Consider the following 22,521-nt stretch of genomic DNA (forward strand, 5'->3'; position numbering starts at 1 on the left):
ACTAGGCCAATCCGCCCAGCCGCGTGGCCGTCGTGACGGTCTTGCTCAGCACCATGGTCGCCGTCGCGCGGTCAAACTCCAGGAAGTGCGGCGTGCGCAAGTGAGCGGCAAAGGCCTCAGCGCTATCATAGACCTCGTAGAGCAGGACCGCGGCGCTGTTGTCCCGGACCACGGACACATCGAACTGCCGACAGCCGGCCTCGTTACGCAACGAGGCCGCTGCATTGGCCTGCATCAACGGCAAGAACTCGTCCTTCCGTTCCGGTGCAACGCTCAGTTGCACCAGAACCACATGACCATCGGTCTGCGTCATTTGCCGGTGACCCGCTTGAGCAGCCCGAAGAAGCCCTTCTTGCGATCGGTTGAGATCGACCAGTCGACAGGCAGGGACTGGTAGCCGTACTCGTAGCCCTCGCGGCTCATGCGATAATCGAAATAGCCCCAGGATGCATGCATCTGGATGGCAGCCAGCATGTTGTTGTCGGGCATGTCGAAATCGAAGTGGTCGTCCTCGTTGAAGACCAGCGGCTGGCCGCGATAGGCGGGGTTGGCGCGGTAGCGCGTCACCAGCAGGCGGACGCTGTCGGGATGGTGAGTGGCATTGCCATGCAGAAGCAGGAAGTCGGCGCATTCCATCATTGCGTCGATCGGCTGGTTGGGGAACGCCAGGCTGGTGCTGACCAGCAGTCGCTTGCTCGGCGTCTCGAAGCGGCCTTCCGAACGCGACTGCGCCAGCTTGATCAGTTCGTCGCCGCGGGCAGCCTCGATGATGTCGAACGAGAACTTGAGATCGACTTCGTTGCCGATTTCCATGAGCACGTTGCGGGCACCCCGCTCGGCCAGCCAGTCGACGGTGTTGGTCACTGCATTCTTCACCGCATTCTCGTCAGCGAAGACGCGCGTCTGCTTCCAGTAGAAGAGGCCGAGAATGACGACCATGCCCAGTTCGTCACAGGCGGTAATGATCCGGTCGAGGCGCTCCAGCCATTCGGGCTTGATCGAGCCGTCGGCACGGAAGGCGCAGATTTCCCAGGGCTGGACCCAGCTGTAGCCCTGCGGACTGCCGCCCTGCATGTTGATGCAGACAGCATCGAGGCCATGGCGATGGTACTCGGGCAGTTGCGCGATGAACTCGCTGACATTGCGCTCGGCACTAAACGGACCATCCTTGTAAGCCCAGACGCCGCGCGTGGAGGGGTTCTCGTCGTCGGACATGGCGTTGGCCATGCGCGAATTGAACAGCAGACCCTCGATACTATGGCCGTTGTAGCTCTTGCCCTCGTGCAGGACCTTGCCATTGATCAGGAACTTCTCGCCCTCGATCGAGACGACCGTCTTCGTCATCGCCATTCGCATACCCTCCATTTATTGCTACATTAACGCATGCAATAAACGACGCGTTGAGCCGAGTCAACGTGTCCATCGTGCGGATCGAACGTGTTTTCGAAACTGCATTGGAGCGCTGCGGCCGACCCGGCCTGGAGACGTAGGGCGCCGGCCGTCGAAGCTCTGTCAGCCGGGCGTCGGGGCGTCCGGATCGATCAGCCCGGCAGTCCGCAGGTCGTCCCAGTAGGCGGCAGGAATGGGCTGCTGCAGGAAGCCGAGATTACTCGTCACTTCCTCCGGTCGGGCGCCGCCAGGGATGATCGACACCACTGCTGGATGGGCGAGCGGGAACTGCAGGGCGGCGGCCGGCAGGGCGACGCCGTGGGCGTGGCCGATCTCGTCGATGCGCCGGGTCTTCTGCATGATCTCGTCGGTCGCCGGCCGATAGCGATAGCGGGCGTTCTCCACTGCACCGGTGACCAGGATGCCGGAGGCGTAGGGCGCGCCGATGATGACGGAAATGTTTTCATCGACGCAGCGCTGCATGCCGCTGTGCAGCGCCTGCTGGTCGAGCAGCGTATAGGGCATGGCGACGATGCAGAAATCGAGCGGCACCAGCGGCGCGATCTCGGCGAGCGAGGCGGCGGCATTGAGCCCCATGCCGATGGCCTTGATCTGGCCTGAACGCTTGAGCTCCTCGAGGGCCCTGATGCCGCTGGCGGTAAGGTCGGCCAGGCTTGGCCCGCCCGGGCTTGCCGCCTGCTCGGGATCATGGATGAGCAGCGCATCGACCGTATCGAGACCGAGCCGCACGAGGCTCTGCTCATAGGCGCGCATGATGCCGTCATAGGAATAGTCCCAGACGATCTCCATGTTGAGCCCGCCCTGCCACGGGGTGCGGTCGAAGGTCGCCGGATCGGCCGGGCGGCGGAAATAGCGCCCGACCTTGGTGGTGATCAGAAACGCATCGCGCGGCCGGTCGATCAGGAAGTCGCCGACGCGGTGCTCGCTGAGACCGCGGCCGTAATAGGGCGCCGTATCGAAATAGCGGATGCCGCCATCCCAGGCCGCTTGCAGCGTGGCGTGCGCGATCTCGCCGGGCACCCGGCCGAACATGCCGCCCAGATGCGCTGCGCCGAAGCCGAAGGGCGGCAAGGCCAGTGTTGTCGCGCCCACCTGGCGCCGGTCGGAAAGCTGCAGAGGCATGAAGGTGCCCTTCGCATATCAGGAGGTCGGATCAGCCGCCGGCAGTGCCGGCCGGCATGAGCGTCAGATTGCCATCGCCTCGATGGCTTTCATCGACAGGCCATGGCCGAAGCCGGGCTCGTCGCTGACCACAACATTGCCGTTTTCGGGCACGGCCATGCCGGGATAGTTGTTGGTTTCCTTGAGCGGCTGGCCGGGTGCGCCGCCCACGAAGAACTCGCCCCACCGGCTATTGGTGGAAGCATAGGTGAAGTGCTGGCCATAGGGCGTGTTCATGCCGGCATGACAGATCAGTTCGAGCCCGGCCGAATCCGCGATCGCGGCGATCTTCTGGCAGGCGGTGAAGCCGCCGACCCAATGGATGTCGGCCTGGAAGATATCGACCACGCGATCCTTTGCCGCCTCGAAGAAGGTGTAGGGCGTGTACCAGTGCTCACCGGTCGCCAGCGTCTGCCACGGCAGGCGCTCGCGCAGCGCGCGATGCGAGGTGTGGTCTTCCGGGATGAGGCAGTCCTCGATCCACTTCAGATTGAACGGCCGCAGCCGGTGCGCCAGCCGCACCGCGAACTCGACATCGAAAGCCATCCAGCAGTCGAGCATCAGTTCGACATGCGGACCGATCAGTTCTCGGGCCTTGCCGACGAAGGCCTCGTTCTTGTCGAGCGCCTCAAGTCCGTCGGCGGTGCCGTAGGGACAGGCCAGCTTGGTCGCCTTGAACCCCAGTTCCATGTGCCAGTCGGTGTCATTGCCGGTGGCGTAGCAGAACTGGCTGTCGCGTGCGGCGCCGCCGGCCAGTTCGTAGACCGGCAGCTTGAGCACCCTGCCCTTGAGATCCCAGAGCGCCAGATCGATGCCCGAGATCGCATAGGAGGCGAGACCGGACGGCGAGTAGGGCGATGTGATGCGCATCATCATGTCGTAGAGTTTTTCGGTGGCGAGGGCGTTCTCGCCTTCCAGCAACGGCGCGATGTGATCGTTGATCAGGCTGATCGTCGGCTGGCCGTAACCGGTGGTGCCGAAACCCCATGAACCATCGTCGGCGGTGACAATGACGCCGACAGCCGGGAACTTGGCGTTCCAGCTGGCGCGCAGGGCCTTGTAGCGCGGATAGCGCGACATCGGATTGGCCACCTCGGCGTCCTTGGTCCAGGGCGGACGGCGCGCCGTGCCCCGCTGCTTGGCCTCCTCATAGGTGCCCCCGGCGATCGGGTTGGTAATGGCAAAGGCGCGGATGCTCTTGATCTTCACGACTGTCTCCCTCTGTCGTCGTCTGCTGCAGCGCTGGGGTCGGCCGCCATCGGTCGTGCACAAATCCCGGCCCGGGCGGAACAGCAGTTCCACCGGTGCGACCACCGTCCTCGCAACAATCCGCGCGGTGTTCCACATATGGAGTGATGTGTTCCAACAGTGATTTTGGTGACGCACCGAGTCAACGCCACCGTCGTTAGACTTTGGACGGCGTTGGCCACGACCTATGCGCCCGCAGGAACTGCACGTCGCAGGTCGCACCCAGCGCGGAGGGCCGACTGTCGATCAGGCAGCGGTGTCCTGCGCCAGGGCGAGCATCTGCTGGCGCAGAATGCCGAGACCCTCGCGGAGAATCTCGTCGGAGGCCGTCAGTGGCGCGAGGAAGCGGATGACATTGCCGCGCACACCGCACGAGAGGATGATCAGCCCGGCAGCGGCGCAACGATTGACCAGTGCCTTGGTAAAGGCCGCGGCGGGTCTCTCGGCGTCGCCACCTTCGACCAGTTCCATCGAGACCATGGCGCCCAGCCCGCGCACGTCGCCGATGGTCTGCCGCAACTCGTTGCTCTGCTGCATGTCGCGCAGCGCCGCAACCATCAGGTCACCCTGATGATTGGCGCGGGCGCAGAGCTCTTCGTCCTCGATGACGTCGAGCACCGCATGCGCCGCCGCGCAGCCCACCGGCGAACCACCATAGGTGCCGCCAAGCCCGCCCGGTTCGGCGGCGTCCATGATCGCCGCCTTGCCTGTCACCGCCGACAACGGGTAGCCACCGGCAAGGCTCTTGGCCAGCGTCATCAGGTCCGGCTCGATGTCGGCATGCTCGCTGGCGAACATCTTGCCGGTGCGGGCAAAGCCGGTCTGGATTTCGTCGGCAATCAGCAGGATGCCATGCTGGTCGCAGAGTGCGCGCAGCTGGCGCAGGAACTCGGGCGGCGCGATGTAGAAACCGCCCTCCCCCTGCACCGGTTCGATGATGATGGCCGCCACACTCGCCGGATCGATGTCGGCCTTGAACAGCGTGGCCAGCGCCGCCATCGACATCTCGGGCGTGACGCCGTGATACGCCACGGGAAACGGCAGGTGATAGACGGCGCCAGGGAACGGGCCGAAGCCGGTCTTGTATGGCGCCACCTTGCCGGTCAGCGCCATGCCCATCATGGTGCGGCCATGGAAGGCTCCCGAGAACGCGATGACCCCGGGACGCTTGGTGTGGGCCCGCGCGATCTTGATGGCGTTCTCGACCGCCTCGGCGCCGGTGGTGAGCAGGATGGTCTTCTTGGGCGTCCTGCCGGGCGCCAGTCGATTGAGCCGGTCGGCCAGGCGGACGTAGCTCTCGTAGGGCGTGATCTGGAACGCCGAGTGCGAGAAATTTTCCAGCTGCTCGCGCACCGCGGCGGTGACGCGCGGATGCATATGGCCGGTATTGAGCACGGCAATGCCGGAGCCGAAGTCGATGTAGCGCTTGCCTTCGACATCCCACAACTCGGCATTGCTGGCCCGCGCGGCGAACACCGGGAGCATGGTCGCCACGCCACGCGGCACGGCCGCCTCGCGCAGGGCCTGAAGGTCGGAATTGGTCACTTGATCCGTCATCGCCTGCACCTTGCGCGGTCAGAGGTCTCTGTTCGTCCGGAGGCTACTACAGGCAATCCGGCGCCGTCGATCAGATAGATTTGGCGCGCACTCGCGAACGCACAAGGATCGGCGCAAAGACCGCGACGAAGAGACCGAAGGCCAGCAGCCAGGATGCCCCACTGATCTCAAGCAACAGGTGATAGTGCGACGGAAACAGTTCGGCGAGTGGCCGTACGATGGCCGACAGCAACAGGATCAGCAAGGCAATCGACAGGGCCGGCGATGCCACCATCGGCCGGCCGGTATGGCCGAGGCTGGCGCGTGCCATGACCGTGAAGGTCATGTTGCCGATGGCGCCGACGACGAGGATATGCAGGGCCGAAGGGGCAGCGATCCAGTCGATGGCGGCCAGCGCGATGCCGAATAGGCCGAGCGGAATGAAACCATAGGCCAGATGCAGCGCCACCAGCAGCGGCTCCTCCAGCGTCTGCCAGCCCCGCCAGCGCCAGAGGCGGACGGCATTGAGACTGCCGGCAACGATGGTTAGCCCGGCTGTGACAATGCCGCTTGGCTCGGCCACCCAGGTGATCAGAGCAAAAAGCAGAAGCGACATCGCCACGATATCGAAGCGGTCGAAGGGCGCCGGCAGACTGACAGTGCCGTTGCCGCGCTTGACCAGCCAGTTGCGCGTAAAGCTTGGAATGATACGCCCGCCGACGAGGGCGATCAGCATGATGTAGACGGCGACGGCGGGGCGCGCCGCATCGCTGGCCGACCCCGTCAGTGCCATCATCACGGCGAACCAGACATTGGCCAGAGACAGTGCCGCCAGCCCGGCAAGAATCTTGAGGTTCTTCCAGTTCCGGCCGGCGGCGATCTCGATGCCGGCGATCAGGGCCAGCAATGGCAGGAAGCTCGCATCCACAAGCAGGCTCAGCGTTTCTCCAAGAATGTCGGGAAATGCCATCACCAGCCGGCCCGCCAGCCAGAGCAGCAGCAGCGCGAGCAGCGGGCGGCCCGATACCGGCAGGCGGCCGGTCCAGTTGGGAATGGCCGTCAGCATGAACCCGGCCAGTACCGCGCTGGCATAACCGAACAGCATCTCGTGGGCATGCCAGGCCAGCATGCCGGCCTCGCCGCCAAGGCTCCAGCCCATGCTCAGTGCGCCGATCCAGGTCGCCATGGCGACAAACGCGTAGAGAGCGGCGAGAAGGAAGAACGGGCGAAAGCCATAGGAGAGAAGTGCCGGTCCCGTCGTCGCGATGCCACGCGGAACCGGCTTGCGGGTGAGTGTTGTGAGTCCGACTTCGGTTTGCATGCTCAAGGCCTCCAATTGTGTGGACTGGCATGCCCGTTCGCTGCGCTTCCGTCTTTGCTGGTGCGCAAAGACCGCGTGACCTGGTGGCTCTAGGCTGGCCACACATCGGAGTGCTGGCCTTGCCAAAACCGGATCTGCTCGACCTCAGCATTGGTGAAATCATGGGCCGCTGGCCCTCGACCATCCGGCTGGTGATCGAGCATCACATGCACTGTGTCGGCTGCCCGATCTCGCCCTTTCACACTCTGGTCGAGGCAGCGGAGGAGCACGGACTGCCGGTCGACACACTGGTTGCTGAGGTCGCGGCAGTGGTGGCGGAGGACGAAGCGCGCGCTAAAGGTGGCCGGGCTTGAGGCCATCGGCGATCAGCAGCAACTGGTGGGCATCCTTGACCAGCAGCTTCTGTCGCCCGCCCTGCACCAGTTGGTGATGCTCCCAGGCCGTCAGGATGCGTGACACTGTGTGCAGTGTGGTGCCGGTCATCTCGGCGATGTCCTGCTTGGAAATCGGAAAATCGATCCGGATGCCGTCCGCTTCCTTGCGCCCGGCCTGGTTGGCGAGACGCAGCACGGCATGAGCGACGCGCCGCTCCACTTCCTCGGTCGAGAGTTCACGCAGGCGCTGCTGCGCCTCCAGCAGGCGACCGCCCATGGTCTGCATGGCGTTGACGGCCAAAGCCGGGTGGTTCGCCAGCAGACCGCTCCAGCTCGACATCGGCCAGGCGATGGCGACGCTCTCGGCGGCCGCGGTCGCCGTGCCGGGATAGGTGTCGCGCTGCAGGGCCTTGGCAATGCCGAAGAGATCGCCGGGATTGACCATGCGGATGACCACCTGCTGGCCCTCGCTGGTGACCTGGGTAACCCGCAGACGGCCGAACAGCAGCAGGAAGAACTGGTCGGCCGTCTGCCCCTGCTCGAACACCACATCACCCGACCCATAGCGCCGGCTCGCCGCCGTCAGCAGGACGTCGTCGATCTCGGCGGCATCCATGGCCTCAAACAGCGGCAGGTGCTGCACCGTCACCCGATTGATCTGAGATTGCATCTTTGCCCCATCCGCCGTCCCAGAGCCTGTGCTTTGTTCTGAACGAGACGCATGCATGCACCATGGCGGGGCATGGGCCTTTGACCAGGATCAAGCCCAGGGCTACCGCGATGCGGGCCGGGAAAGAGTGGCGAGAAGCAAGCGTAGATTTGTTTGCGCCGGATCAAAGTAGCGGCGTCCACTCCGCCCTAGTTACTGCAGCGAACCGGGACAACAGCTGTACCGGAGCATTGCGAGGACGGAAAATGGACGGCACCGAAGAGATCAACGTATCGCGGCGGGCACTGCTTGCGGGAGCGGCATTTGCGGGCGTAATCACGACAGTACTGGCGGCCACTCCGGGCCTTGCCCAGGAAGAAGCGCCGGAAATGGGCCCGGCCCCGGACCTCTCGGCGCTGCCGCGCCAGAAGGTGGAACTGGTTCCCCCGCCCTTCGTGCATGCGCACGACTATATTGCGGTCGGCGGCCCGAAAGTGGTCGAGTTCACGCTGACCATCGAGGAAAAGGAAATGGTGATCGACGAGTACGGCACGACCGTACAGGCGATGACCTTCAACGGCTCGGTCCCGGGCCCGCTGATGGTGGTGCACCAGGATGACTATGTCGAACTGACGCTGATCAACCCGGACACCAACTCGATGCAGCACAATATCGACTTCCACGCCTCGACCGGGGCGCTGGGCGGCGGCGCGCTGACCCTGATCAATCCGGGCGAGCAGGTGAAGCTGCGGTTCCGGGCGACCCGCACCGGCACCTTCGTCTATCACTGCGCACCCGGGGGCCCGATGATCCCCTGGCACGTGGTGTCGGGCATGAACGGCGCCATCATGGTGCTGCCGCGTGACGGGCTCAAGGACGGCAACGGCAAGCCGCTCAGCTACGACCGGGTCTACTATGTCGGCGAGCAGGACTACTACGTCCCGCGCGACGACGAGGGCAACTTCAAGACCTATGAATCGGCCGGCGACGGCTATGACGACATGCTCAAGGTGATGCGTACGCTGACTCCGAGCCACGTCGTGTTCAATGGCGCGGTCGGTGCCCTGACCGGCGAGAACGCCCTGACCGCCAAGGTCGGCGAAACCGTGCTGATCGTCCACTCGCAGGCCAACCGTGACACCCGCCCGCACCTGATCGGCGGACACGGGGACTATGTCTGGCAGAGCGGCAAGTTCGCCAACGCGCCTGACCTCGATCTCGAAACCTGGTTCGTGGCCGGCGGCTCGGCCGCATCGGCGCTCTACACGTTCCTGCAGCCGGGCATCTACGCCTACGTCAATCACAACCTCATTGAGGCGGTGGAACTTGGCGCGACCGCCCACTTCAAGGTCGAAGGCAACTGGGACGACGATCTGATGACCCAGGTTCAGGCCCCCACGCCGATCGGCGGCTAGGTCGGCCTGTTGCGGCGGCCCGACATGCACGGGCCGCCGAGTTCACCGCATTCCGGGAGGCCGTCGCAATGTCACACGCTGCTGTGCCAAAGACGCATCTGGCAAGCCTGTTGTTGCCGGCGGTACTCCTTGCCGGTCTGGTCGGCTACATGGGCGTCGAGACCGGTCTGGTGCACCTGCCGACCCCGCAGCCCGCAATTGCCGGGCCGGAGACCGTCACCATCGCGCCGCGCCGCTACAGCTATCGCGCCAGCGGCGAATATGTTCGCGGCACCACCAGCATTGACGGGCCGTTGATCACCGAGGATCACCCGACGCCCTTGCAGATCATGACCTACCAGGTCAGCGCCGCCGACTATGCCGACTGCGTTGCCGATGGCGCCTGCGAAAAGGCCGACCCCAAGCGCAGGGGCACAGGCAACGTGCCGGTCACCGGCGTGAGCTTTCGCGATGCGACCGACTATGCCGCCTGGCTCAGTCAGCGGACCGGCGCCACCTGGCGCCTGCCGACGATTGCCGAATGGACATTTGCCGCCGGCAGCAAGGCGGTCGATCAGGCCGTCGGTGTCGAAGGCAGCAATCCCGCCGATCGCTGGCTGGCCAATTATGAAAAGCAGGCCGCGCTGGGGAGCAATGCGCTGAGCACCCCCGGGCCGCTCGGGAGCTTCGGCGTCAACGAGTTCGGTGTCGCCGACCTCTCGGGCCCCGTATGGGAATGGACCAGCAGCTGTGGCGGACGGACCACGCTGGACGCGCAGGGCAATGTCACCTCACGGCTTGAATCGTGCGGGGTCCGCTATCTCGAGGGACAGCACCGCACGGCAATGAGCAGCTTTGTGCGCGATGCCGTCGGCGGCGGCTGTTCGGTTGGCGCGCCACCCGACAATCTCGGCTTCCGGCTGGTGCGCGAGTAGCGCGCTACCCTTAGTCGCGCGTCGGCCGCTCCGCCGACAGACCTTTCGCAATCGCACCGAAGAGCGGCGTTTCGGCGATCTCCTCGATCGGCAGGCGGAGTTTGCGCTGCCAGTTGGGGTAGCTCATGTAGGTCCCGGGCAGGTTGACCGGCTCGCGCTCGCCGCCCATGTCCTCGATCCGCGCTGCCAGCAGTCGCGACGGCGTCCGGGCGATGTAGCGGTGCAATCCGACAAGCAGATCGACGGGCAGGTCGCTGTCGGCGTCGCTGGCCAGCCGAAGCGCCGTGTCGGCGCTCGCCTGTGACAGCAGGTCCCCCGGCAGCAGCACGGCGAGGAGTTGCTCGCGCTCGTGCACGCGCTGCTCGAGCTGCCGGCCGGCCGAGTCCGGATCGATCAGATCGTGCTGCTGGCGCAGGCGGATGTCATCTCCTCGCCACCAGCCCTCGAACGTGGGCAGGTCGTGCGTCGAGATGCAGGCCATGGCATCGGCCGGGTAGTCCCAGGGTGCTGCAAAACCGCTATCGTGTCGCTCGAAATAGAGGATGCGGTACGAAAGGATCGCCGCGGCCGACATGGTGTCCCGGAAGCCCTCCGGCACATTGCCGAGGTCCTCACCGATCAGCACCGTCTGGCAATCATGCGAGACCGAAGCCAGTGCGCCAGCCATGCGCCCAATCGGATAGCGAACATAGGTGCCTTCCGCTGCCGGCCGGCCGGCCGGGATGAGAAAGAGCTGGCGCAGCCCCATGGCATGGTCGACGCGCAGGGCGCCGGCATAGCGCATCGACTCGCGCACGGTGGCGCGGTAGGCCTCGATGCCGTCTTCCATGAGCGCTGCCGGCGAGAGCGGCGCCAGCGCCCAGTCCTGACCCGTGGTGCTGAAATAGTCGGGCGGCGCACCGATATGGACGCCACGCATCGACAGCAGCGGCTCGCCCCAGGTGGCCGATCCATCCGGCGACTCTCCCACCGCGAAGTCGAGATAGAGGCCGATCCGCATTCGCGCCTCATGCCCCGCATCGCGCGCCGCCAGGAGCTGCACGCTGGCGAGCCACTGCAGCCACATGTGGAAGCGGATCTCGTCGGCGTGGTCGAGGGCGAACGCCTTCACCTCTGCGCTATCGGCCGAGCGGTATTTCTCCGGCCAGCTGTCCCAGTTGCTGTAGTAACCGTCGGCCACAAGCTGCAGCGACAGCACATCGAACAGCGCATGGCGCTGCAGTGCCTGCCCCTGCGCGTCGCAGAATGTCTGGAACGGCTCATGGGCATATTGGTAGGGCAGGTCGCCAGCTGCCTTCCACGTCGGCCAGAGCCGGCGCAATGCATCGAGCTTGAGCCGGGTGACGGCAGCATAGTCCACGAACTCGGTGTCACGCGCCGCGGCAATCGCATCGGCATCGGCCATCTCGGGGGTGAAGCCGGGGATGGCATCGACGGCGATATAGAGCGGATTGAGGAAGCGCCGGTTCGATGGCGAGAACGGGCTGCGGCGATCCGGCTCGGAGAGGAATGTCGCATGCAAGGGATTGGTGCCGATGAAGTCGGCGCCATGCGCAGCGGCCGTCCGCGTGAACGCGGCCAGATCGACGAAATCGCCGATGCCCCAGTTGCGGGCCGAACGCAGCGCGTAGAGCTGGATGGCGATGCCCCAGGTCCGCGCTTTCCCGAACCACTCCGGCTCGTAGCAGCGGATGCCGTGCATCTCGTCTTCACCCGCTGCCACTGGATGGACCACAGCCGCCAGACTGGCGACAATGGCGTCCTCGTCATGCGCCGGCACGTTCATGGCAGCGAGAATGCTGACCTTGGTCTCGTCGCTGACCTCGTGGAACTGGCCATCCAGGCCGTAATAGGACGTGGCGATGCCGTAGGCCTTGGCGAGTTGATCGAGCTTTTCGGACATTCAATGGAATCCTGGTCGTGGTAGTCTGCAGATGACAGCAGGCAGGACGGAAACACCAGTATCAGAATGGAGCTTTCCGACCGCCCCGCCGTTGAGGGGACAGTCAGGCAAAGGAACGGCAAGATGGTGCATGTGACGTATGAAGTGGTGCAGCACGACGGGGGATGGGCCTACAAGGTGGGCGACGTCTTCTCGGAGACCTTCGCAACCCATGAGGCGGCTCACGCTGCGGCGGCGGAGGCGGCGGCCCGGCAGCAGGTGGGCGGCGAGACCGATGCCATCGAGTACGAGGACCGGGACGGCACCTGGCACTCCGAACTGTCTCCCGGCGGCGACCGGCCAGAGACCAGCGTCGAGGACGACTGACGCGGTCACATCAAAGTCCCATGACGCGTTCGGAGACGGCGGAAGTTTTCTCACGCGTCACCCAAGCGCCATTGCTCCATTCGCGGACGGTCACCGAGATGCGGCCGTCGGCGATGTCGATGAGGTTGTAGGCATTGCTGTCGCCGCGCAGTCGCGTCGAGATGGTCGATGACGCCTGCGCCACGAGGATCGGCGCGCTTTGCGCCTGACGCAGGCCTTCGGGTGTGCCCTCGCTGATGCCGTGTTCGCGCACGTAGGACAGATGGAAATGTCCAGACAGCACCAGCCGCACGCCGAGCTTTGAAAACGTCTGCAACGCCAGATTGGCCCGCCTGACCAGCCGCATCGGCTTGAGGACGTCGCCATCGGGCTGCATCAGCGGATGGTGCGCCACCACGATGCGCAAGGCATCCTTGCTGGTGTTTTCAAGCCGCGCCTCTAGCCGCCGCAACTGCCCCCTGCTGATCGACCCGTGCGCCCAGTTGAGTTCGGCGCGGGCCCGCCGCGACGTGCGCAGGCCGGCCACAACGACGTCACCCAGATCGAGGAACGGTTCGAGGTCCTCGGCAATGTAGTGGCGGTAGAGCCCGTAGGGATTGATGAAGCGCTGCAGGAGATTGCGCGCCGGCATGTCGTGATTGCCGGGCACGGAGAACACCGGCGTCTGCAGGGTGTCGAGGAAGGCCCGTGCAGCGCGGAACTCGGTCTCTGTGCCCAGCTGCGTGAAATCGCCGCTGACAATGACGAGGTCCGGGTTCTGCGCCGTCACGTCATCGGCAAGCCCCTCTGCAAGGCTTTCGTCGTGATGACCGAAGTGCAGGTCGGAGAGATGGCAAATACGCATTATCAGTGGGTAGCGGCCTCTTTTTCGTCAGTTTCAGTCGCCGCTTCGGGCGGTGGCGGTGCCAGCACCCTAAGCGCCTGCGGCACGGAACGAAAGCCGAGCGGGCCGGGCAGCATTTCGACTTCGCCATCTAGCATCACCCGCACGTGCCGGCTGCGGGTACGAATGACCAATGAGTGAACGTTGCCGATCTCGAGAACCTCGTCCTGACGCCAGCGTCCCAACAGCATCTCCACGCCCAGCCTGAACGCATCCACGGCGCTGAGGTGGTGCAGCAGATAGACGCTGAGCGTGCCGCGATCGAGGCGCGAGCGCGAAAAGAAGCGGCCCGCTCCCTCGTCGTAGTCATTGTTGGCAACGGCGATCGACTGGACGCGCTCGATATGCGGCTCGCCATGACCGGGGGTGATTTCTGCCGCGAAGCGGCGCACCCGCGACATGCGGCGCACGAAATGCGCGAGGAAACCGATCTTGGCGCCGATATCCTTGCGGCCACGCAATTGTTCGCGCGCCGCCGCAATGCCCGGAATGGCCCCGATCACCACCTTGTGGAGAAACATGCGGCCATTGACCTCGCCGACATCGATCTTGCGGCTGACCAGCCCGTCATAGCTGGCGAACCAGTCGTCGAGCACGAGCGGGATCGCGAGGTCGCGCGCCAACAGGTTGGCGGTACCGAGCGGGATGATTGCAAGGGTCTTGCCGGACTGGATGGCGGCCTCGGCCAGGGCGGTGACCGTACCGTCGCCACCCGCGGCCACGAGAATGGGCGCGGCGCTTTCGCGAGCTGTCTGCAAGCGCTCGGCAAACGGCTTGCTGGAGTCGGCATCGATGCTCACGGTGTGACCGAGCCCGGCAAAGCGCTGCATCAGTTCGGCCGCGGTGACGCCCTTGTCGGCGGCCGTGCCGAAACTGGAGTTGAGCACGATATGATGAGATGTCTCGAGCACGATGGACGCCTTTCGCCTGTTGCAACGGCGGAAGGCGCAAAATGGTTACATTGGGCGGCGAACTTTGTTCCTGTCCGGTGCGTTAGGTCGCGAGGAGCGTCAACTCATGCCATTTCTGCCCGCCAATCGCCGCGTCCCCTATATCCTTGCCGGCATCACCGCCGTGTTGCTCTGGGGCTTCGCCTCGGTGGCCGACGAGGTGCTCGAGGGCGACACCCTCACCGTCGACAACCTGATCATCTCGTGGTTTCGCGAACCCGGTCAGCCGAACGAACTCTGGGGGCCGAGTTGGGTCGAGGAGACGGTCCGCGATCTGACCTCGCTGGGCAGCATCATCATCCTGAGCATCGTCGTCGTCGCCACGGTGCTGTTCCTCGTGTTCTCGGGAAAGCGACGCAGCGCCCTTTTCGTGCTCGCCTCGGTGATCGGCGGCACGATCCTCTCGACCGCGTTCAAGGCCCTGTTCGACCGGCCGCGTCCGGACTTCGCTGCGGCAGCGAGAGTATTCAGCGCCAGCTTTCCCAGCGGTCACGCGACCGTGTCCGCGGTGGTCTATCTGACCCTGGGCCTGCTGCTGGCCGAGGCGGCGGGGAAGCGGCGGCTCAAGGCCTATTTCATCGGGCTGGGCATCGTCCTCACCGTGGCCATTGGCATCTCCCGCATCTATCTGGGGGTACACTACCCCACCGACGTGCTGGCCGGCTGGTCGCTGGGCGCCGCCTGGGCCATCGCCTGCTGGATTGTCTACTCGATGTTCTTTGTCGACCAGAAGATCGACCGCTCCTCCACCCTCCAATAGACCCTTTGCGGAACCGGCGGTCGCGGCTAGCTTGGGGCCATGCCCTCCAAGCTCACCCCCTATCGCCAGAAGCGTGACTTCACCCGGACTGCCGAGCCCGCCGGCTCGGACGAGGCCGAGGGCGGCAGCCGCTTCGTCGTCCACAAGCACTCGGCCACCGCCGATCACTACGACCTGCGGCTCGAACTCGATGGCGTGCTCAAGAGCTGGGCGGTGCCGAAGGGTCCGTCGCTCAACCCGGCAGACAAGCGGTTCGCCGCCGCCACCGAAGACCATCCGATCGACTATATCGACTTCGAGGGGGTCATTCCCGAGGGAGAGTATGGCGGCGGGCCGATGATCGTCTGGGACACCGGCGACTGGGCCCCGATGGGTGACCCGCAGGCGGACCTCCGCAAGGGGGCCTTCAAGTTCAGGCTCTGGGGCGAAAAGCTGAAGGGCGGCTGGATGCTGACCCGGCTCAAGGGCAAGCCCGAGGATCGCGGCAAGGAAGGCTGGCTGCTGTTCAAGGAACACGACACGGCCATGGACACCGAGACCGACATTCTCGAGGCGCGTCCGGAAAGCGTCAAGAGCGGCCGTCGCATCGAGGACCTCGTCGCGCCGGTCGAGCCGGCCAAACCCGTGCGCGCCGTCAGGCTGCAGCCCGGCAGGCTCGCCGGCGCCGTCAAGGCTCCGATGCCGGACCGGATCGACCTGCAACTGGCCAGTCCGAGCACCGAGCCGCCGAAATCCGCCGGCTGGGTGCATGAGATCAAGTTCGATGGCTACCGCACCCTGGCGATGGTGGACGGCGGTGCAACGCGGCTCGTCACCCGCGGCGGACTGGACTGGACCAGGCGCTATGGCGACCTGCCGCAGGCCTTTGCCGACCTCAAGTGCCGCGAGGCGGTGATCGATGGCGAGATCGTCGTTCTCGACGCCAGGGGGATCAGTCGCTTTGCCGACCTGCAGGAGGCGCTCTCCAGCGGCGCTGGCAGCCGGCTGGTGTTCTACGCCTTCGACCTGCTGCATCTCGATGGCTATGACCTGCGGCAGGTGCCGCTGCTCAAGCGCAAGGACATGCTGTCGCGCCTGCTCGCCGGGCACCTGACCGGACGCTCGGCCATCCAGTTCAGCGATCATGTCGAGGGCGACGGCGATGCGCTCTACCAGCGCGCTTCGGAGATCGGACTCGAAGGCATCATTTCCAAGCGGGCGGACGGTGCCTATGTCGGCGGCCGCTCACAGGCGTGGCTGAAGTCCAAGTCGCTCAAGCTCGGCGACTTCGTGATCGCCGGCTATTCTGCCTCGCGGGCGGCAGGCGGCATCGGTGCCCTGGCCGTGGCCGAGTGGGTGGATGGCGAACTCGAGTATCGCGGCAAGGTGGGGACCGGCCTTGACGGCGCCACCATGGATGCGCTGCTGGAGCGGCTGGAGCAGCTGCGGATCGACGAGCGGATCGACGGGCTGCCCAAGGACATCCTGCCGGTGCGCCCGTCGCTTACCGCGCGCGTCCAGTATGCGACGCGCACCGCCGACAACGCGCTGCGCCACGCCGTTTTCAAGGGCCTGCGCGAAGCCGAGCTGTCGACGCCGCTCAAGACCCGGCGCAAGCGCCTGATTTCGGACGCCGATCTGGCCGGCATCTGGGTCACCAATCCGACGCGGCGGCTGTTCGGGCGGTCGGGCCCGACCAAGCTCGACATCGCCGTCTACTACGCGGCCATCGGCGACTACATGCTGCCGCATCTGTTCAACCGGCCGGTGTCGCTGTTCCGCTGCCCGACCGGCAAGCCGGCCGACTGCTTCTTCCAGCGCCACGCCTTTACCGGCATGCCGCCGACGCTGAAGGTCTTCGAAACGAAGAACTCGGACGAGGAGCTGAAGTCCTATCTGACGATCGAGGATGCCAAGGGCTTTCTGGCTCTGGCGCAGTTCGGCGTGGTCGAGTTCCACGCCTGGGGCACGCATGAGAGCCATCTCGACAAGCCCGACCGGGTGATCTTCGATCTCGACCCCGGTGAAGGCATGGAGTGGCGCGAGATCGTCACGGCCGCCGTACACCTCCGCACCGAACTGGAAGCCATGGGGCTGGTGCCCTTCGTCAAGACGACCGGCGGCAAGGGCCTCCACATCGTGGTGCCGATCAAACCCAGGCTGGTGTGGAAGCAGGTGCATGCCGCCACCTCGGCGATCGCCACAAAACTGGCCGCCACAGGGCGCGATACCTTTGTCACGGTGATGGGCGAGCAGAACCGCAAGAGGCGGATCTTCATCGATTTTCACCGCAATGCCCGCTCGGCGACGGCAGTTGCCGCCTACTCGCTGCGGGCCCGGCCGCACCTGCCGGCGTCAACCCCGGTGGCCTGGGCCGACCTTGAATCCATCGACTCTCCGGAGGATCTCAACTATTCTTCGCTTCCGGGTTTGTTAACCACGACGGGCGATCCGTGGGCAGAGATTAACCAGTCCGCACGGTTTCTTCCGGCATGATTTCCTGAGTTCTGTCAGTTGTTTCGCGCGTATGGAGGCGAATGTGGCCCCGAGGGCAAGTTGGAAGGGACATCTGCGGCTGAGCCTCGTGAGTTGTCCGGTGAAACTGTTTCCGGCAACGAGTTCGGCTGAGCGCATCAGCTTTAACCAGCTGCACAAGGATACGCACAACCGCATCAACATGAAGCCGGTCGACCCCGAGCTGGGTCTGGTCGAGCGCTCCGATCTGGTGCGCGGCTACCAGTACGAAGACAATCAGTACATTGTCATCGAGGACTCCGATCTCGAATCCGTCCGCATCGAGTCCAGCCACACGCTCAACATCGAAGCCTTTGTCGACGAAGACGAAGTCGACGTCATCTATCAGGACGCGCCCTATTACCTGGCGCCCGATGGCGCCATGGCCGAGGAAACCTTCGTGGTGCTGCGCGACGCGATGCGGGCGAGCGGCAAACTTGCCATTGCCCGTCTGGTGATGACCAGCCGCGAACGGGTCGTCACCATCGGCGCGCGCGACAAGGGCATGTTCGTCTGCACGTTGCGCAATCCCAGCGAAGTGCGCGGCACGGCCGAGTATTTCGACAATATCCCGGTCGGCAAGCCGGACCCGGAAATGCTCGACCTGGCGCAGAAACTGATCGAGCAGAAGGTCACTGCCTTCAATCCCAAGGATTACGAAGACCGCTACGAGCAGGCCCTGATGGCGATGATCAAGGAAAAGCTCAAGGGCCACCAGCCGATCATCGCGGCGGCGCCGGAACGCGGCAATGTCATCAACCTGATGGATGCGCTCAAGGCCTCGCTGGGCGACGCCAAGCCTGCGGCCAAGAGCAAGGCCAAGCCGGCGCCTGCCAAGGAGAGCGCGGCCAAGGTGTCGCTGAAGGCAGCCGTGGCGGCCTCCAAGGCAGCCAGCAGCAAGCCCGGCGCCAAGAAAAAGGCCTGAGCTGATCCATGCCCATCCGCGGCCAGAGCATCGGGGTGTTGGGAGCGCTCAGCGCCTTCCCGCTCCGGCTGGCCGTCAAGCGGGTTGCGGAAATGGGCGGTCGCCTGCATCGCGGCACGACGCGGCGCACCACCCAGGTGGTGCTCGGCCGGTCCCTGCTGGTCAAGCAGAGCGAGGCGCAGATCGAGGCCCGCGTCGAGGCGGCTCGCGCGGCCGATCTTCCCGTGCACAGCGAGGCCGGATTTCTGCGCCAGATCGACGGCACCACCGATGCCGGGCCGGCGGACATGCCGCGACAGGCCTTGGTCGAGCAGTCGCGGCTGGATGGCCGGACGCTCGATTACCTGGCGCTGTTCGATGCCTTCGAGCACGACCACGAGCCATTCTCGTTCCGTGATCTGATCCTGGCCCGCAAATATGCCGGGCTGGTGGCCAGCGGGGCCAGCTGGAGCGACATCGCCCGCTCGGTGCACGCCATCGGACCCGTCGCCTCGCTCACTGCCCTGACGTTGCAATCGTCCACACATGGCAGGATCGTCTCGCGCGATGCGCATTCGCTGGCCGAGCTCGACGGCCAGCGCATCCTTGCTCTCGACGATACCGGCGAGGACAGCGAAGACTATTTCGGCCTCGCCGAGGCGGCCGAGGATGCCGGCCTCTTCGCGGAGGCGGCAACGCTCTACCGGCAGTGCCTGGCGCTCGACCCGAGCGACGCGACCGCCGCCTTCAACCTGGGCAATTGCGAGCGGGCCGGCGGCGATCCCGACGCGGCCATCCACGCCTATTCCACCGCCATCAAGCGCGACCCCGAATTCGTCGAGGCGTGGTTCAACCTGGGCGGCCTGTTCCGCGACCTAGGGCGCACCGACGCCGCCCGCAAGCACCTCTCGCACGCCGTCGCACTCGATGGCGACTATGCCGATGCGATCTACAATCTGGGCGCGCTGGAATACGACGCCGGCGCGCTGCAGCCGGCCCGCGCCTGGTGGCTCCGCTATCTCGAGCTCGACGCCGGTTCCGAGTGGTCCAGACGGGCCAGAGCCGGCATCGCGGTGATTGACCGGCAGTTGCGGAAGTTCGTCGGCTGATGGCCACATCCTTTCTGTTCGACGGCCCGGACGACGCGCGCGGCACTGTGCTGCTTGCCCATGGCGCCGGTGCAGCCATGGACTCGCCGTCGATGACAGCGACTGCCAGGGCACTGGCTGCTGCAGGCTTTCGCGTCGCCCGCTTCGAGTTCGGCTACATGGCCAGCCGCCGGACTGCAGCGGGACGCCGGCCGCCGCCGCGGGCGGAGAAGGTGATGCCCGAATTCATCGCGGCGGTGGACGACCTCGGACCGACCAGCGGACCGCTGTTGATCGGCGGCAAGTCGATGGGCGGACGCGTCGCCAGCATGGTGGCCGACGCGCTGTTCGACGCCGGCCGCATCGCGGGGCTGATCTGCCTCGGCTATCCCTTCCATCCACCTGGCAAGCCGACACAGCTGCGCACCGCGCATCTTGCACATCTGCGGACGCCGGCGCTGATCTGCCACGGCACGCGCGACGAGTTCGGCTCCCCCGACGAAATCGCCGGCTACGAGCTGGCCGGAAGCATCGAACTGTTTTTCGTCGAGGATGGCGATCATGACCTCAAGCCGCGCAAGTCGGTGACCGGGCTCAACCAGGCGGGTGCACTCGAGGTGATTGCCGGCAAGGTCAGCGATTGGGCGGGACGGCTCGCGACCTGATGCGATGAAGATCGCGACCTTCAACATCAACGGCATCAATCGCCGTCTCGACACTCTCATGGCCTGGCTCGCCGATGCAGCGCCCGATGTCGTCTGCCTGCAGGAGCTCAAGGCCAGCGACCGGCAGTTCCCGGCGACCGCCCTGGCCGACGCCGGCTACGGCGCTGTGTGGTCGGGCGAGAGCAGCTGGAACGGTGTCGCCATCCTGGCGCGCGGCGCCGAACCGATCCTCACCCGCGATGCCCTGCCCGGCGCTGCCGACGACCGGCAGGCCCGCTACATTGAAGCGGCCGTCAACGGCGTGCTCATCGCCTCGCTCTATGCCCCCAACGGCAATCCGCGCCCGGGGCCGAAATTCGACTACAAGCTGGCCTGGACGGCCCGGCTCGTCGCGCATGCGGCAGACCTCTTCGGGGCCGGTGTGCCGGTGGTGCTGGCGGGCGACTACAATATCGTGCCCGAGCCGCGCGACATCTACGTCACCACCTCGTACCGCGACAATGCGCTGGTGCAACCGGAAAGCCGGGCGCTGTTCGCCGAGCTGCTGGCCCAGGGCTGGACCGATGCCGTGCGCAGGATCCATCCCGACGAGACTGTCTACACCTTCTGGGACTACATGCGGAACCGCTGGCCGCGCGATGCCGGGCTGCGCATCGATCATCTGCTGCTGAGCAAGCAATTGCGCCGCAAGCTGGTCGACGCCGGTGTGGATCGTGAAGTGCGCGGCGCGGCGGGCGCCAGCGATCACGCGCCGGTCTGGATCAGCCTCAAGACCTAGTCGGCGAAGCGTCCGACCGGAACGCCGCGCACTGGCGCGGGCAGCGCGATGACGGCGCCGCAGAGCGGATGCCGCTCGAGGTCGGCGGCCGAGACGCCCGAACTGAGGCTGGTGACATAGAGCGTCATCAGATCAGGCCCGCCAAAGCAGGGCATGGTGGGCCGGAACACCGGCAGGTCGATCCAGTCGAGCAGCTTGCCATCCGCCGAGAACCGGTTCAGCCGGCCGGCGGATATTCCGGCCGACCAATAGCAGCCTTCGACATCGCAGGCGCCACCGTCCGGCCGGCCCGTGGCTTCATCGAGGTCAATGAGGCGGCGGCGGTTCGTGGCGGTTCCCGTGGCAGGATCGAGATCGAGCGCATCCAGCCAGGGGCCGCGCGAGTCCGAGTGATACATCCGCCTGCCATCGGCACTGAACGCCAGTCCGTTCGAGACCCGCAGGCCGGTGGTGACACTCTCCACGCGGCCATCGGCGCTGACTCGGTAGAGCACGCCTTGCGGATCGTCGGCGCCGCTGCCGTCTCCCGACCCGACCCAGAAGGCGCCGTCCGGCCCGACCTTGCCGTCATTGAAGCGCATGCCGGATCTGCCGTGCGCGACGCTGGCAAGGGGCGAGCGCTGTCCGGTCTGGCGATCGAACAGCACCACGTCGCGGGTCAGGGCCACCACCAGCCGGCCGCTGTCGCAAAGCCCGAAGCAGCCCACCGGCTCGCCGAACGACCACTGCCGCAAGGCCCCGGTCTGTACGTCAAGTTCACGGATCTCGCCACGCGGAATATCAGTCCAGAGCAGGCAGCCGCTGCGATCGTCCCACACCGGGCCCTCGCCGACCTCGAAGCGCCCGGCGGCAATGACGGTGATCTCTGGTGTCTTCACTTCGGCAACTCCTGCGCCAGGCTCCATTCGCGATAGCGGCGGCGTCCGCCTTCGAGGTGCCGGCGCATGGCGGTCCGCGCCAGGTCGGGCTTGCGATCGCTGATGGCATCAAAGATCAGCCGGTGCTCGCGTTGAATGACGTCGAGAAACTCGTTCCTGCTCCTGTCATCGGCAAAACTGGCCCCCAGCGCCCGACGCGGGATCAGGCGCTCGCCCATCTCGTCGACGAAGAGCCGGAAGCGCGCGTTGTTGGTGGCGTCGGCGATGGCTCGGTGAAAGGCCCGGTCGGCATCGGAGGCGAGGCCGTTCTCGTCGAAGCTGCGGCCGAACAGCGTCATGGCCTGCTCCATGCGCACCAGGTTGGTTTCGGTGCGGCGCTCGGCGGCGAGCGCTGCGGCCTCGGTCTCGACGCTGATGCGGAACTCCATCAGATCGAGGACGTCGCCGATCTCCTGGGGCGCCGACATGAACAGCGACAGCCCGTTCAGCTTTGCGGAGGGCTCTTCCACATAGACGCCGCTGCCGCGCAGCGAGCGCAGGCGGCCTTCGGCCTTGAGGCTGGCAATCGCCTCGCGCACCACCGTGCGGCTGACCGAAAACAGTTCGCACAGCCGTTCGGCCGGCGGCAGCTTGTCGCCCGGCCGCAGGTTCTGGGCCTCCATGAACCGCACCAGATCGTGCTTGACCCGGTCGGTCAGTCCGGTTCCCTCGATTGTCGACATCGTTTGACGCTCTCTCCGTCGCTCAAGCACCAGCCATACCGCCTCGACCCCTGTCGCAGCCAGCGCCGATCCGGCCAAACCCCGACATTCACTTGCTCGCCGG

At 65.6% G+C, this 22,521-nt stretch carries 22 protein-coding genes; 10 read left to right on the top strand and 12 right to left on the bottom strand.

The features are described from left to right. Position 1: 1 nt before the first annotated feature. From AC0L4C_RS03025 to AC0L4C_RS03050, 6 genes are all read right to left on the bottom strand, one after another. Entirely contained in the window at positions 2–313 is a 312-nt protein-coding gene (locus tag AC0L4C_RS03025) for a putative quinol monooxygenase (RefSeq protein WP_473402048.1), read from the bottom strand. Then, the gene (locus AC0L4C_RS03030; RefSeq protein WP_473402049.1) at positions 310–1,350 is read right to left on the bottom strand and encodes a hypothetical protein; all 1,041 of its coding nucleotides are present in this window, start codon (positions 1,348–1,350) and stop codon (positions 310–312) included. The genes AC0L4C_RS03025 and AC0L4C_RS03030 overlap by 4 nt, the downstream gene beginning before the upstream one ends. Before the next feature lie 162 nt (positions 1,351–1,512). Next, positions 1,513–2,532, bottom strand: coding sequence for an aldo/keto reductase (locus AC0L4C_RS03035; protein WP_473402050.1), 1,020 nt, complete (start codon positions 2,530–2,532; stop codon positions 1,513–1,515). 63 nt (positions 2,533–2,595) lie between these two features. Beyond that, positions 2,596–3,780, bottom strand: a complete 1,185-nt coding sequence (locus AC0L4C_RS03040) for an enolase C-terminal domain-like protein (protein WP_473402051.1) — start codon at positions 3,778–3,780, stop codon at positions 2,596–2,598. A 285-nt stretch (positions 3,781–4,065) separates the two neighbouring features. Then, the gene (gabT, locus tag AC0L4C_RS03045) at positions 4,066–5,376 is read right to left on the bottom strand and encodes a 4-aminobutyrate--2-oxoglutarate transaminase (protein ID WP_473402052.1); all 1,311 of its coding nucleotides are present in this window, start codon (positions 5,374–5,376) and stop codon (positions 4,066–4,068) included. A 70-nt stretch (positions 5,377–5,446) separates the two neighbouring features. Further along, positions 5,447–6,676 carry an NnrS family protein gene (locus tag AC0L4C_RS03050; RefSeq protein ID WP_473402053.1) on the bottom strand — a complete coding sequence of 410 codons (1,230 nt, stop codon included), beginning with the start codon at positions 6,674–6,676 and terminating at the stop codon, positions 5,447–5,449. A gap of 119 nt (positions 6,677–6,795) precedes the next feature. Here AC0L4C_RS03050 and AC0L4C_RS03055 point away from each other — a divergent pair, with 119 nt between their 5' ends. Next, positions 6,796–7,029 (top strand): DUF1858 domain-containing protein, encoded by a 234-nt coding sequence (locus AC0L4C_RS03055; protein ID WP_473402055.1) that lies wholly within the window; start codon positions 6,796–6,798, stop codon positions 7,027–7,029. Here AC0L4C_RS03055 and AC0L4C_RS03060 read toward each other — a convergent pair. Continuing rightward, entirely contained in the window at positions 7,010–7,720 is a 711-nt protein-coding gene (locus AC0L4C_RS03060) for a Crp/Fnr family transcriptional regulator (RefSeq protein ID WP_473402056.1), read from the bottom strand. The two genes, AC0L4C_RS03055 and AC0L4C_RS03060, sit on opposite strands and share 20 nt — an antisense overlap. Positions 7,721–7,965: 245 nt before the next feature. Between AC0L4C_RS03060 and nirK the strand changes: the two genes are divergently transcribed. Both nirK and AC0L4C_RS03070 read left to right on the top strand, forming a co-directional pair. Further along, positions 7,966–9,114, top strand: a complete 1,149-nt coding sequence (gene nirK / locus AC0L4C_RS03065; protein ID WP_473402058.1) for a copper-containing nitrite reductase — start codon at positions 7,966–7,968, stop codon at positions 9,112–9,114. Positions 9,115–9,182: 68 nt separating this feature from the next. Continuing rightward, positions 9,183–10,028: an SUMF1/EgtB/PvdO family nonheme iron enzyme gene (locus AC0L4C_RS03070; protein WP_473402059.1), complete on the top strand. Its 846-nt coding sequence runs from the start codon at positions 9,183–9,185 to the stop codon at positions 10,026–10,028. A 10-nt stretch (positions 10,029–10,038) separates the two neighbouring features. Here the strand turns inward: AC0L4C_RS03070 and malQ are convergent, their stop codons facing one another. Then, positions 10,039–11,931, bottom strand: a complete 1,893-nt coding sequence (gene malQ, locus AC0L4C_RS03075) for a 4-alpha-glucanotransferase (RefSeq protein WP_473402060.1) — start codon at positions 11,929–11,931, stop codon at positions 10,039–10,041. 123 nt (positions 11,932–12,054) lie between these two features. On the opposite strand from malQ, the gene AC0L4C_RS03080 reads away from it, so the two are divergent. Further along, positions 12,055–12,297 (top strand): DUF2188 domain-containing protein, encoded by a 243-nt coding sequence (locus tag AC0L4C_RS03080; protein WP_473402061.1) that lies wholly within the window; start codon positions 12,055–12,057, stop codon positions 12,295–12,297. Positions 12,298–12,307: 10 nt separating this feature from the next. Here AC0L4C_RS03080 and AC0L4C_RS03085 read toward each other — a convergent pair whose 3' ends face one another. Both AC0L4C_RS03085 and AC0L4C_RS03090 read right to left on the bottom strand, forming a co-directional pair. Continuing rightward, a complete protein-coding gene (locus AC0L4C_RS03085) occupies positions 12,308–13,141 on the bottom strand; it encodes a metallophosphoesterase family protein (protein WP_473402062.1) in 834 nt (277 codons plus the stop codon). 2 nt (positions 13,142–13,143) lie between these two features. Continuing rightward, positions 13,144–14,091 carry a diacylglycerol/lipid kinase family protein gene (locus AC0L4C_RS03090; RefSeq protein WP_473402063.1) on the bottom strand — a complete coding sequence of 316 codons (948 nt, stop codon included), beginning with the start codon at positions 14,089–14,091 and terminating at the stop codon, positions 13,144–13,146. A 106-nt stretch (positions 14,092–14,197) separates the two neighbouring features. Here AC0L4C_RS03090 and AC0L4C_RS03095 point away from each other — a divergent pair, with 106 nt between their 5' ends. The 6 genes from AC0L4C_RS03095 to AC0L4C_RS03120 are packed head-to-tail and all read left to right on the top strand — an operon-like array spanning position 14,198 to position 20,818. Next, positions 14,198–14,890, top strand: a complete 693-nt coding sequence (locus tag AC0L4C_RS03095) for a phosphatase PAP2 family protein (protein WP_473402064.1) — start codon at positions 14,198–14,200, stop codon at positions 14,888–14,890. Positions 14,891–14,929: 39 nt separating this feature from the next. Next, positions 14,930–17,365, top strand: coding sequence for a DNA ligase D (gene ligD / locus AC0L4C_RS03100; protein ID WP_473402065.1), 2,436 nt, complete (start codon positions 14,930–14,932; stop codon positions 17,363–17,365). A gap of 43 nt (positions 17,366–17,408) precedes the next feature. Next, positions 17,409–18,308, top strand: coding sequence for a non-homologous end joining protein Ku (gene ku, locus AC0L4C_RS03105; protein ID WP_473402066.1), 900 nt, complete (start codon positions 17,409–17,411; stop codon positions 18,306–18,308). 8 nt (positions 18,309–18,316) lie between these two features. Then, positions 18,317–19,396: a tetratricopeptide repeat protein gene (locus AC0L4C_RS03110; protein WP_473402067.1), complete on the top strand. Its 1,080-nt coding sequence runs from the start codon at positions 18,317–18,319 to the stop codon at positions 19,394–19,396. Then, positions 19,396–20,040: an alpha/beta hydrolase family protein gene (locus AC0L4C_RS03115; RefSeq protein WP_473402068.1), complete on the top strand. Its 645-nt coding sequence runs from the start codon at positions 19,396–19,398 to the stop codon at positions 20,038–20,040. The genes AC0L4C_RS03110 and AC0L4C_RS03115 overlap by 1 nt, the downstream gene beginning before the upstream one ends. A gap of 4 nt (positions 20,041–20,044) precedes the next feature. Next, positions 20,045–20,818, top strand: coding sequence for an exodeoxyribonuclease III (locus tag AC0L4C_RS03120; RefSeq protein ID WP_473402069.1), 774 nt, complete (start codon positions 20,045–20,047; stop codon positions 20,816–20,818). On the opposite strand, the gene AC0L4C_RS03125 is transcribed toward AC0L4C_RS03120, so the two are convergent. Both AC0L4C_RS03125 and AC0L4C_RS03130 read right to left on the bottom strand, forming a co-directional pair. Continuing rightward, positions 20,815–21,696 carry an SMP-30/gluconolactonase/LRE family protein gene (locus AC0L4C_RS03125; protein WP_473402070.1) on the bottom strand — a complete coding sequence of 294 codons (882 nt, stop codon included), beginning with the start codon at positions 21,694–21,696 and terminating at the stop codon, positions 20,815–20,817. The two genes, AC0L4C_RS03120 and AC0L4C_RS03125, sit on opposite strands and share 4 nt — an antisense overlap. Next, a complete protein-coding gene (locus AC0L4C_RS03130) occupies positions 21,693–22,418 on the bottom strand; it encodes a FadR/GntR family transcriptional regulator (RefSeq protein ID WP_473402071.1) in 726 nt (241 codons plus the stop codon). The genes AC0L4C_RS03125 and AC0L4C_RS03130 overlap by 4 nt, the downstream gene beginning before the upstream one ends. Positions 22,419–22,521: the final 103 nt, after the last annotated feature.

Source organism: Devosia sp. J20-27, from assembly GCF_055808595.1.